The organism is Saccharicrinis sp. 156 (assembly GCF_050589685.1).
In the GTDB taxonomy this organism is placed as follows: Bacteria; Bacteroidota; Bacteroidia; order Bacteroidales; family Marinilabiliaceae; genus Saccharicrinis.
The window spans coordinates 230652-243680 of sequence record NZ_JBNGOS010000002.1; the positions used below are offsets into that span (position 1 = coordinate 230652).

The 13029-nt window shown below is 40.4% G+C and carries 6 protein-coding genes and 1 other RNA gene; 6 read left to right on the forward strand and 1 reads right to left on the reverse strand.

All coding sequences use genetic code 11. The features are described from left to right. Nucleotides 1-30 precede the first annotated feature (30 nt). From ACRD64_RS01650 to ACRD64_RS01675, 6 genes are all read left to right on the forward strand, one after another. Nucleotides 31-6465, forward strand: coding sequence for a gliding motility-associated C-terminal domain-containing protein (locus ACRD64_RS01650; protein ID WP_430931409.1), 6435 nt, complete (start codon nt 31-33; stop codon nt 6463-6465). A gap of 45 nt (nt 6466-6510) precedes the next feature. Then, nucleotides 6511-7449 (forward strand): PorP/SprF family type IX secretion system membrane protein, encoded by a 939-nt coding sequence (locus tag ACRD64_RS01655; protein WP_430931410.1) that lies wholly within the window; start codon nt 6511-6513, stop codon nt 7447-7449. A 144-nt stretch (nt 7450-7593) separates the two neighbouring features. After that, complete coding sequence (locus ACRD64_RS01660; protein WP_430931411.1) at nt 7594-9621, forward strand: OmpA family protein; 2028 nt, start codon at nt 7594-7596, stop codon at nt 9619-9621. 19 nt (nt 9622-9640) lie between these two features. Next, entirely contained in the window at nt 9641-10264 is a 624-nt protein-coding gene (locus tag ACRD64_RS01665; protein WP_430931412.1) for an SPOR domain-containing protein, read from the forward strand. Between the two features lie 135 nt (nt 10265-10399). After that, nucleotides 10400-10802: RNase P RNA component class A (rnpB, locus tag ACRD64_RS01670), an RNA gene on the forward strand. 59 nt (nt 10803-10861) lie between these two features. Further along, entirely contained in the window at nt 10862-12169 is a 1308-nt protein-coding gene (locus tag ACRD64_RS01675; protein WP_430931413.1) for a YihY/virulence factor BrkB family protein, read from the forward strand. A 284-nt stretch (nt 12170-12453) separates the two neighbouring features. On the opposite strand, the gene ACRD64_RS01680 is transcribed toward ACRD64_RS01675, so the two are convergent. Continuing rightward, nucleotides 12454-13005, reverse strand: a complete 552-nt coding sequence (locus ACRD64_RS01680) for a hypothetical protein (RefSeq protein ID WP_430931414.1) — start codon at nt 13003-13005, stop codon at nt 12454-12456. Between the last annotated feature and the right edge of the window lie 24 nt (nt 13006-13029).

The window sequence follows — 13029 nt, forward strand, 5'->3', positions numbered from 1 at the left end:
AACACCTGCGAGCAAAGCGTATCAACCGAAGTGGTTGTAAATTCTAACCCAAGCATAACCGCCAACAGCAACAGTCCCGTTTGCCAGGGGTCGGATATCAACCTGGGCTCAACACCAAGCGGAGGGTCGGGAACATATACCACATTTGGTTGGAGCGGGCCTAACAGTTTTACAGCCAGTACACAAAATGTAGTAATTACAAATGCCGCTTCAGTTAATGCAGGTGATTACTTTATTACGGTTACCGACAACAATGGCTGTTCAAGTGACGGAACTACTGTTGAAGCAATGGATGTTAACGAAAAACCAACCGTAAGTTTGGCTTATAACAATCCGGTTTGTTTAAACACGAGTTTAGTTATTACCGCTACACCTTCAGGAGGGAGCGGTAATTATGTAAATTACGTCTGGACCAAAGGTGGAATTATTATAGCAGGGGAAAATTCATCAACTTTAAATATTGATCCGGCAGCAGCAGGTGATGCGGGTTTATATGGAGTAACCGTTGAAGATAACTCCGGTTGTACAAGTGATGAATCAACATTAGCTGTTGTCATCCATTCGTTACCCATTGTAACCGCTGGGAATGATGGGCCTGTTTGTGCAGGTGGTGATGTTAGCTTATCCGGTGGACCTAACGGAATGGTAACTTATGATTGGGTTGGACCGAATAGTTTTACCGGTTTAGGACAAAACCTGGTTATCAGTCCGGTATCACTGGCCGAAGCTGGATCATTTACCCTGACAGTTACAGATGTAAATGGTTGTAAATCTGCAACAACTACTGATGTTGTTGTTAATGAAGTTTCTGCGGCCATTAGCGTAAGTGCACCTACTCCGGGAATAACGACTATCTGTGCAGGAACAGCGGTGACTTTTAACGCTGCTGGTTCAGAAGGGTCCGGAACATACACTTATGATTTTCATTTGGTTAGAGGGGGATCAGATACCTCGAAACAAAACGGATCAACAGTGACGTATACTACATCAACATTAGAAGATGGTGATGAAATTTACGTGGTGGTTAACGATGTGGTTAACGGATGTTCGCATACTTCGGGAAGCATTACAATGAAAGTTGTTAGTAATCCTGTGCCAACATTAACAATTACGAGCCCGGGAGGTGCAACAATATGTTCAGGAGAAACTATTCAGTTTTTAGCAACACCAGGTACCTTTAGTCGATATGTGTTTATGCGTAACGGAACAGAAACCTTACAAGATGGTGCATTGAACACATTAGATATTAATACCTTAAATGATGGAGATAAAATTTCGGTAATTGCTTATGCAGGAACCTGTTTTGGAAACTCCACTTCTACCACCATCAGTGTTCATCCATTACCAACGTCAGATTTGGCAGCGGACAAAACAACAGTATGTCAAAACGAAGTGGTTACGTTTACAACAACTCCCGGCGGTACTGGTCCATTCCAATATCAGTTTTACATTGATGGTGTAGCACAGGGTGTTCAAGGGAGCAATACATTTACACATTCTTCTACGGTTGATTTTTCAGTAGAGGCAGAAGTATTTGACGGCAATAATTGTAGTGTATTAAGTACACCGGTTGATATTACCATCAGCCTACCGGTAGCTGGTTTAACTGCCGATAAAACAACTATATGCGAATTAGAAGAAGTGACTTTTACTGCAACAGGCGGAGTGTCTTATGAGTTTTTTGTAAACGGAATAAGCATACAGGGGCCAGGAGCAGAAGCAGAATATAAAACAACAACACTTGCCGATAATGATAATGTTACTGTTGAAGTAACCAATGCAATTGGCTGTTCGGCATCGCATGCCGGAATACTAATGACAGTGAATCCAATCCCTGTAGTAAGCATCGGTAGTTCTGATGCTGATAATATTATTTGTGCCGGAGATGAAATTACCTTTACCGCTAGTGGAGGCGATGTGTTTGAATGGTTTATAGATGGTACCTCAGTTCAGGGACCGGATGGCAATAACCAATTTATAACAACCACATTAAATGATGGCGAAAAAGTTGCTGCCAGAGTAAGCTTTAGTACCTCTTCGTGCGGGTCGAACACAGCTGAAATCACGGCAACCGTTAATCCATTACCAGTACCCACACTGAATGTTAGCCCATCAAACAAAGTGATCAGTGGTACCATGTTGTCTTTTACAGCTGCTGGGGGCAGTGAGTATGAGTTTTTTGTAAATGGAACAGTTGTACAAGTAAAAAGCGAAACTGCTGTTTTCAGTACCGACTTATTGGCCAACGGTGATGTTGTTTCAGTATATGTTTACAACGGATTCGATTGTTCTTCTTCGGTAAATACAACAGTTACCGTATTGGACGGAATCTTACCCAAAGCTATATCAACCACAGCCACAGATTATTGTAATGGTGATGGTGGTGTAAGTATATATGTTGAGGATCCTCAACACGATATTACGTATGAATTATGGAGATCGTCCGATGACGCTCAGGTAGGTGGCTCTATTATGTTCAATGCATTAGCTCCTGTGGCAGTTCAATGGGACAATGTTCCGGGTACCGATGAGTACAGGGTAGAGGCTTATTATTCTGCCGTTCCAACGGAAAGAGTGGAGATGAACAATGGTAATAGGTTAACTATTACTAATCATCCATTACCAACCGTATTTAATTTAACATCACCAAGTTCAAGCTCGGTAACAGGATGTAATGAAGGTGCCGGTCACGATGTGGAATTATCTGGTTCACAAACAGACTTTATTTATAGATTGTTGATCAATGGAGTAGAAGCCGCACAGCAAACAGGAACAGGCTCGGCTATCTCATTTACAGGTAATTTAGTTGTGGGTATGTATACTATTGAGGCCGAGGATAATATTTCTGGATGTACCCAAACCATGAACGGTTCATTTGATATTTTGAGCGATGGTTCAGATGTGGCTTTTAATCTTGAAGTTGTAAGTCCTGCTGATCCTTCAGATCTCTCCGATGGACGTTATTGTGCAGGTGGTACAGGAGTGGAATTGCAACTGGATGGATCGCTGGATAATACTGTTAACTATAAGTTGTATCTGGATGGCGCAGAAACCGGAATTTTGGTTCCAGGTGCCGACGGTGCAGCTATCTCGTTCGGAACAGTAGCCACAGAAGGAACTTACACTGTACGTGTGGAGTCAGCTTCCGGTTGTCAGTTTCCAATGAACGGTCAGGCAGATGTATCAATTGTTGATTTGCCTGCAAGCTTAAACATTATTACGGATAATTTAATTGACAATACAAACGGACATTACTGTGCCGATGATATTGGCGTAAATATTAGTGTGGACGGGCAAGAAGATGGAGTAGAATACAGTCTGCTTCGCGATGGACTAGTAATGGAAACAGTTACAGGAGGTTCCACTCCTGCTGCACCGTTAACATTTAGCGGTCCGTTTACTACCGAAGGAACTTATACCGTAGAAGCGGTGGTACCGTTGGTGGGATGTACAACTCCGATGGCCAACTCCATTGAAGTAGTCGTTGATGCTTTACCTACGGCCTATGATGCGTTTAACGATGTGGACGCTTATTGTCAGGGTGAATCAACAACCATTTATATACTTAATTCTGAAGCTGATGTTGAATATACCTGGGAAGAAACAACTTCTGGAGCTCAGGGATCATGGCAAAATGGGAATAATAGTAGATTAGACTTTACCATTAGCGCTACAGGTGATTATATCATTCTTGCCAGAAGAACAGACGGTATTACTTCATGTTCCAGTGTCATGAACAATGGGCCATTCAGCATAACCGAAAAACCTTTGCCGGTGGATGTGACACTTAAGTTAGCGGAAGCAGGAACAGGTTGCGATAACGGGGATTCATTATATGTTGAAAGTCCCGAGGCTGGAGTTACTTACGCGCTTGTTAAGCAGGTGGGGATTGATTATTATCCGGCCGTTGGTATACCTAATATTATGTCGGCGGATGGAACCGACATAGGATTTGAAAGAGTAGTAGACACGAATGATGCCGCATATACAGTTCAGGCCATTAAGGATGGTTGTAGTATTTATTCATCAGCACCGGTTGTACTTGTAAATGTGCCAGGAGTGATTGCCAAACAATTAGTTACCGGTTCCGGTGCGATTTGTAACGGTGATCCGGGCGTGATATTTGGACTGGCTGATACCGAGATAGGTGTCGATTACGAATTATGGAAGGAGGGTGATCTGTCACCAATGCAATCTGTTGCAGGAACAGATGGCGCCATTGAGTTTGGCGAAGCCATTGAAGAGGGCGAATATTATGTGATGGGTGTCAATGGAATTTGTGATATGGAAATGACCAACCGGGTTCAACTGAATGTAAACCCATTGCCAGTGGCTTATTCAATGTTCGGTTCGGGTCAAACATGCGACTTGCTAATGGATGGTGCTATGTTAGGTGTTGTTCAATCAGAGGCTGATTTTACCTACAGATTACAATTGGATGATGGAAGTGGGGTGTTAAGTATCGAGACCTCTATCCCGGGAAGATCAGATGCGGATTCGCTTAAATACAAAGTGAACAAAGAGGGTACGTATAGTTTTATGGCGATAAGCGACAAAGGTTGTACTTCCAATATGAATGGTAGTGTTACCGTTGTAGAAGTAAGTGCTCCGGCGGATCAGGTCATTGTACCTTTGACAACCAATAAGTATTGTTCAGGAAGCACTGGCGTTGAACTGCAATTGGCAAACAACGAGCTTGACGTTACTTATCAGGTAAGGGATGCCAGTAATCATATAATGAGCGAAGTAATTGGTACGAATACCGATATCAGTGTGCCACAAATTTTGAGCTTCCCTGATTTATTGACTGCCGGTACATACTCCATCTGGAAATCAAGAGGTGGTGATGCTTGTATTGCACAAACCAACAACAATGAGGAAATTATCATAGTAGAGGAAACAGATCCTACATCGCATAGTGTGGTAGTAGATGACGCCAGTGTCTGCGGAGCCACAGGAACCCTAATGTCTATTGAAGATTCGGAAACTGGACGTAGCTACAGAATCGAGGCGGATGGTATTCCGGTAAATGATACTATTTCAAGTGCTGCAGGCGAACCAATCAGCTGGAGTATAAACGAGACGGTTGCGGGTAGGGTTATTTACGAAGTATTTGCCATTGCAGGAACAGTATGTGATAAGTCTATGGGAACTGCTTCAGTAACTTATAGCGAATCCCCATCCGACTTCGTAGTTTTTACTGAATTGGACGGTACTGAAGGAGTAATTGAATATTGTGCCGGAACTGACAGTATTTCTATTGGTGTGGAACTTACGCAGGATGAAGTAGGTTATCAGTTAATTGACAATTTAACAGGTAAAACCGTTGATTTTATTAGCGGTTCGGGTAATAAGGAATTTTTTAACAATAAATATGGAGTCGGAAGTTACTCTGTTAAAGCTACTCTATTTACTACAGGTTGTTCGGTAAATGCATCGGTCGATATTGATATCGTTCAACTTGAGTTGCCGGATGCTACCTATATGCTTTCGTGTACCAGCCCCGACAATGAAGATTGTTATGTAGGTGATTATGTGGTAATGGACGGCAGTGAAGAGGGTATTGAATATCAGCTATATAAAGGACTGGATACGAGTACTCCATACAGTTCTGTGCGAAACGGAGACGGGAATTCCATTATTTTTGACGACGAAGAAATTCTTACAGGAGGTATATATAAAGTAATGGCCAGCAATCCGGTTACAGGGTGTAATGTATGGGTAACAGAAGGTATCAACTTCTATGATTCTCCTTTAATTGCCAGAAACGATACGATAAGTATCGAAAAAGGCGTGCTAACGGGAGGCGACTTATTAGGGGCCAATGATATAACTAATGAGGTGATTGATATATTAGGAGAGTCGGGTGATGAAGGTAACTTAAGGTTTACGTTGCTGGAAGGTTTTGTTGATTCACTTAATAATTTAATTCTGGATGAAAAGGGTGAGCTTGTTACAACGATAGGGGTTGCCCGAATTGATTCGGTTACAGGTGCATTAACTTATGAAAAGTTACCTAGTTTCTATGGACTGGATTCTGTAAGGTATATGATCAGTAACAGAGATTATGCATATCGCTCTGATATTGCCACGGCATACTTCTATGTTGGAAACAAGGAATTGGATGATGATGAAAACTTTTTGATTCCCAATGCTTTCTCTCCAAATGGAGATTCATACAACGAGTATTTTAAAATTGTAGGTATCAATAAAAATGGTGTTTCCGCGGAAAAATCTTCATTGGAAGTCTTTAACCGATGGGGAAGCCTGGTATATCGATCTAAAGGAATTACTTATGGTGAAGATAATGAATGGTGGGATGGTACCTCAACCACATCGAACATGGTTTCCATTGGTAGCGATTTACCTAATGGTACCTATTTCTATGTGTTCAAGGTAGAAGTTAATATTGGGGATGCTATCCAAACGAAAGAATATAACGGATATATTGAGTTAAGAAGATAGTGGTTTCATCGTATTGAATGTAATCATAGAATAATAAAACTGACCATGATATATATGCAATTTAAAAGAATAATCATCAGCGTGGTGCTGGTTCTGGTGGCGGGTTTTGCCTATGGACAGGATATGGTTCAATTTAACCACTATATTGCCAATCAGGGCTTGCTAAACCCGGCTTATAATGGTACGCGCGATGTAATCAGTGGCTTACTTATTCACCGCAGCCAATGGGTGGGATTCGAAGGTGCTCCCATGAACCAGGCGTTAAACGTGCACGGACCCATTGAAGATACCAATTTGGGGGTCGGATTAAGTATCACAAACGATGCCGTTGGTTTTTCCAATAACTTTGATGCTTTTGCATCAGCATCGTATAAACTAATGGTAGACAGACGAAAGTTTGTTTCTTTTGGTTTGCAATTAGGTGTAAGCTCCCATGTTTACGACGGTAATAAAGCAATAACAGAACAATTTGGCGATCCCTTGTTTTATGGAAAAGAATCGAAGATTGGTCTCAACGTTGGTTTCGGCTCCTATTTTTACGGAGAGAATTATTTTGCTGGATTTTCAATTCCCAAAATGTTTACCAACAATTTCGATGAGGATAACGATGTGTATAAAAACACGCTGGACTTTAAAAACATGCATATGTATCTGTATGGTGGTTATGTGTTCGATTGGAACGATATTAAGGTAAAGCCAACGCTGCTGTTTCGCGAGGTGTATGGTGCTCCGTTGCAATTTGATGTGTCGGCCAATGTGCTGTTAGCTGATGCGGTTTGGTTAGGGGTTTCCTATCGGTCTATATCCGAAGTGGTTTTCCTGACCGAGTATATCATTAACCGTCAGTTCACGGTGCGTTATTCGTTCGATTATTCGCTGAATACCCTGAACACATACGCAAAGTACGGATCGCACGAAATAAGTCTTCAATTCGACTTTACCTTTAACCGAAGGGCCGGAATGCGTTCGATTAGGTACTTTTAATTGATTTTAGTCGGAGGAGACCTTAAATTTGCAAATGAAATAAATGTTCGATATTGAACAATAATATTAAATCTTAACCCTTGTTCCGATTTGGGAACTGATTGAAGGACCTTGGTCCGGATCACACAACTAATATCTTTTATCATGAAGAATGTTGCCCGTTACATAATTTTTTTCCTGGTGTTTCTTGCCGGTATGCAGGCATTAAATGCGCAAGGTAAAAATATTTCCAAAGGAGATAAACTTTACAAAAAAGGTGAGTATTACCTCGCATTAATGTCATATAACAAGGCCAAAGAGCAAGGTGAAAATATAGGTAAAGATGTAACCAAAAAAATAGCCAATTGTTACTTTCAGCTGAACGATATTGATAATGCTTTTAGCAGTTTTAATGAGGTGGAGAGCGACCTCTCGGGGCAAGACCTGTTGACTTATGCAAAGACCTTGCATAAAACCGTGGGCGGTTACGAAATGGCTTTGCCGATTTACGAAAGAGCAAAAACGGAAGCAGTGGACGTTAACGTTGAAGAAATCAACGATCTGATTGAATCCTGTAAATGGGCGTTACAGCATAACCAGGTCGATCAGAATATACGTGTTATACCTTCTGCTGTTTATACGGGAGGCCAGTCGTTTGGTACTGTTTATTACAAAGATGGAGTGGTATATTCTTCCGCACCTCAGGATGAAGGTAGCAGTAAAGTGGATAAAACAGGTAAGGTTTTCCTGGACCTGTATTATTCCGATTTGGTGGATAATGAAATCCAGGATGGGCAGTTGTTGTCGGAAAAACTGCAGTTTCAATATCATATTGGAGCTATCTCGTTTACTTCCGATTACAACACCATGTATTATACGCTATCGGTAAGGGTAAAAAACGATACCCGGTTAAAAATATTTAAGGTGATGCATGATGGCGACGACTGGGGCAAATCTGTAGAACTGCCTTTCAATAGTGACGATTACGATTGTGCCATGCCTGCCGTGTCGCCCGATGACAAGTTTTTATATTTTGTATCGAACAGAAAAGGTGGTGAAGGTGGCAAAGATATTTACCGGGTTGAAAGGCTGCGCGGAGGCATGTATGGCAAGATGAATAATATTGGGGAAGAAATTAATACCTTTGGTGACGAACAGTTTCCATCGTTTAGTAAAGATAATAAGTTTTACTTTTCTTCGGACGGACATATGGGATATGGCGGTCTGGATATTTATAAGGCGGAATTTAAGAATGGCAAGTGGACCAATCCGCAAAACCTGTTGCAACCCTTCAACTCACCCAAAGATGATTTCTCATATACCATCAATCCTAAAAATCCGCAACGAGGTTTCTTATCGAGTAACCGAAGGGGAGCTAATGATGACATCTTTTACGTGGAAATAGTAAAGAAAGAAGAACCAAATGAGGAGAAAACTATTGTTGAAGAGGTAAAGGTAAACGATGTAATAGACATAACAGCTTTGCCGGAAGAGAAACCGGAAGTTAAGGAAACCGTGGAGGGTCTTTCCATGTTTCCGACAGCATTGGCAGCAAAAATAAAGTCCACTTTTAACAACGAAATTGCAGCGGGCGTTACAGTGGAAATTATTGATGATGTTACCGGAATAGTTATTGCTACCGGTGTGTCTGATGCAAACGGCAACTTAAACATCGTAATTCCGGATAAGTATAAAAAAGAAGGTCAGGAGTTTGAACTGGTGTTTTCAAAAGATGGGGAATTTAACGCCAAACGAATGATTGTAAATATTATGGAAATCGGCGATATCAATGATAAAGGCATTTCAATGACGCCAGTGTTCAACGATAACGTGTTGGATGACATAAGCGGAATGATTTTGTATTACAACGGAAACGAATTACTCGAAGAAAGTAAAAAAACTTTAGACAGATTGGCCACTTACCTTCAAAATAATCCGCAAATTGTGGTCAAATTAAATACACATTCCGATGCCAGGGGAAGTAAGTTAGATAACCTAATGAAAACCCAAAAAATGGGTGAAAAAGTAGAAAGCCTTCTGCAAACCAAAGGGGTTGATGGTGAATCAACAATTCCAAGAGGTTATGGAGAAAGATATATTGTAAATAAATGCAAAAGGGGTGTTCTTTGTAACGAAAAAGAACAACAGGAAAATAAAAGAATTGAAGTAGTAGTTTGGAAGGTTAAAAAATAATTTAAAAAAGAAAGAGATCATGACTAAATATATTTTATCCTTTTTATTGATTGTTTGCCTTTCAGGGATAAATGCACAAACAGGAAAAGATAAGTTAGGTAGTCTGCGGACTTCCAAAAAGATTGTAAGTGTTAATACATTACCTGCGTCTGATGATTGGGCAGTCCAGATTATTGCATTAAAACATCCTGCCAGGGAACCGGAGTTCTTTAAAAATATTGAACAAGCCAGGGAATTTAGATGTGCCGACAGATTTGTACGATACACCGTGGGTAGTTACACGAACTATCAGGCAGCCAAAAACGAGGTGATTTATTATAAGGATTTAGGCTATGCACAGGCTTTTGTGGTGAATACAGCTAAATACAATATAGGAGGAGCTGCACGCTCCGGATTTGTCCCTGACCCCAATAAACGATACACTATTCAATTAAGCGCTTTTAGGTTTCCTGTTTATCTAAACTACTTTAAAGGAATCGAGAATGTCAAAGAATTTTATTTGAAAGATAGGGTTTATCGCTATACCATAGGAGATTATACCTACGAAGACGCTATGTCAGAGTTGAATGACATAAAAGCAAAGGGTTACCCCAAAGCCTTTGTAACAGAATTAGATGCGTATTTACCGTATCAAATTGAGTAGGGTATAGCCGGTTAGCTGTAGTCCGTAGTTTGCAGTTAGAAACCATAGATTAATATGGGCGGTGTGCGGCTAATAATCATAGGCAAAAAGATAAATGTTAACCATCGTTAGCTATTTTTTATTACTTTTGCAGCAATAGCAAGTCAGTCTATCGCCGCAATAAACTGATGATTCATTGGATCGTTCAGGTTATTGAGGAGGAAAGTCCGGGCAATGCAGGGTACCTTGCTTCCTAACCGGAAGATATCCGCAAGGGTATAGTAATGCAGCAGAAAATAACCGTCAGGCTTTTGACTGATAAGGGTGAGAAGGTGAGGTAAGAGCTCACCGGTGCTTGTGGCAACACAGGTAGCCGTGCAACTCAAGGATTGCAAGACCAAATATATCACGATTTCGTTAGATACAGGGCGGCCCGTCTTGGTGCTTCAGCAGTCGTGAGGGGTAGGTTGCTAAAGATTATGAGTGATCATAATCGTAGACAAATGATAGACCGTTCTTTAATGAGCGACAGAACCCGGCTTATCGACTTGCTATTTTTTCTTCTTAATCATTGCTATTATTCCTATTTTAACGCCATAAATCTTTACAAAAAGCAATATGAAGGAATATCTCTCAAAGCTGATAAATTACCTGACGGAGGATATGTGGAGGATTCAGAAAGTTGAACTTTCCCGACCTCACCTAATCATCGTAAATATTCTCAGGATCCTGTACCTGGCCGTAAAGGGTTTTATTTACGATAAGTGTCAGCAAAAGGCCTCGGCCTTAACGTTTTATTCTTTGATGTCGGTGGTGCCAATGGTGGCCATGTTATATGGTATTGCACTGGGTTTTGGATTCAATAAGACGTTAGAAAACGAATTGGCAAAAAGAATGGCAGGACAACAGGAAGTGCTAGAGTATATCTTGCGAATGGTTGATATTTATATGACCAGTGCCAAAAGCGGAATAATTATCGGTATTGGATTAGTGATATTGCTTTGGTCGATAATGCAGATGTTAGGGAATATCGAACAAAGTTTCAACGAAATTTGGGAAGTAAAACGATCGCGTAATTTTGCCCGTAAATTTTCCGATTATATCGCCCTCATGATTGTGGCCTTGCTTTTTTTAGTATCCAGCAGTAGTATGATCGTGTTTGTTTCAGGAAAATTTAATGATTACGCGGCCTTAAGCTATGTGGGAAAGATTATTTCATCTATCTTACCTTATGTATTGATATGTATAGTGTTTACCATGCTTATACTTATCATGCCAAATACTAAAGTAAATTTTCTTTCAGCTTTGGTTGGAGGGGTGGTGGCTGGAGTACTTTTTCAAGTGCTTCAATATTACTTTATTCATTTTATGGTAGGAGTATCAAGATATAATGCTTTTTATGGCAGTTTTGCCGCCTTGCCATTGTTTCTGTTTTGGATGCAAATGAGTTGGCTCATTGTGATGTTTGGGGCAGAGTTATCCTTTGCCATGCAAAATGTAAGCAGTTTCGAGTTTGAGGCAGATACAAAAAACGTTAGTGTGGAGTATAAAAGGGTAGTTGCTTTGCAATTGACCTATAGTATTATTAAGCGATTCGAAAATGGCGAGAAACCGATGACCCCACTCGAATTGTCGAAGGAACTGAAAATACCTATCCGTTTAATCAATGAAGTAATATTTACCCTAATTAAATGTGAAGTGCTTGTTGAGGTGAACAACGACTCCAGGGCCGTAACTGCCTATCAGCCTGCTTTAGATATAAATAAATTAAAGGTGTCTACAGTGCTGGAAATGCTTGAGACTTATGGTAGCGAAGATCTTCACTTTGAAGAAACAGAGAGTCTTATTAAGGTAAAAACAGTGATGGAACAATTTAAGGAGCTCAGGTTAAAATCGCAGCGTAACGTATTGTTGAAGGATTTGTAGCTTACCCTAAAAATGAGCGGTAAGATGACGCAATGGTAACTTCTTGCCATATGTAAGGGGTAATGATTATAACGATTTTGATATGGATGATTTGTTCCCGAAATTGTAAATACAACTATTGGGGGTTTAAATATGTAAGTTGGAGAACTAAGAGAGCATCTTAAAAAACAATATCTGTTTGTCCCGAAAAAAACAATTCAAGTTTGAGATTTTCGGGCCCTAAATCTAACCTATGCGCTAGTTTACTAATGGTTCTCTGTCTCCTTTTACCCGCAGCAGGCCTGCTATTTACCAATAACTATTCCGACCTTAAATACAAACCTATTATAAGTAATATTCCTTTCCACGGTTCTGAGCCACCAGTCTTCAATTTTGTAAGAATATTCCTGAAAACGGTATCCAATGGCTGAGTATAACGTAAAACTTCCTTGGGTAGGCAACACATACCCAAGTTCACAATTGACAAATCTTCCTCCGCTGGTTTTGCTGATTTCCATATACTCATGCTTTTCATCATCCAAGGCAATGGCAGCACCAACCGATGCCCCAACAAAAAATGACTGTTTGTTATTTTTAGGCAATATGATTTTAATATTAGGCCCGATGGTGGCCATTTTAACGTCCATCCATTCAATTCCGGTAGATAAACCAAACGCAAAATTGGGGTTAAACAAGTAATTGTGTTCCATTTGAAATCCATGGATAAAGGTTTTCTTGTCATCCTCCGAACCAATTAATGTAGCGTAAGAAGTATAATTTTGGTATCCATTTGTCTTATCTTGCGAATAACTCGCAATTGTGAATACCAGAAAAAGCAAGGTCAGTAGTTTTTTCATGGCAAAGTTTTTCAAAGATGACAG

Coding starts and splice junctions, on each gene's coding strand:
- ACRD64_RS01675 (WP_430931413.1), top strand. CDS start 10,862: ATGAAGGAATATCTCTCAAAGCTGATAAATTACCTGACGGAGGATATG.
- ACRD64_RS01665 (WP_430931412.1), top strand. CDS start 9,641: ATGACTAAATATATTTTATCCTTTTTATTGATTGTTTGCCTTTCAGGG.
- ACRD64_RS01680 (WP_430931414.1), bottom strand. CDS start 13,005: ATGAAAAAACTACTGACCTTGCTTTTTCTGGTATTCACAATTGCGAGT.
- ACRD64_RS01655 (WP_430931410.1), top strand. CDS start 6,511: ATGATATATATGCAATTTAAAAGAATAATCATCAGCGTGGTGCTGGTT.
- ACRD64_RS01660 (WP_430931411.1), top strand. CDS start 7,594: ATGAAGAATGTTGCCCGTTACATAATTTTTTTCCTGGTGTTTCTTGCC.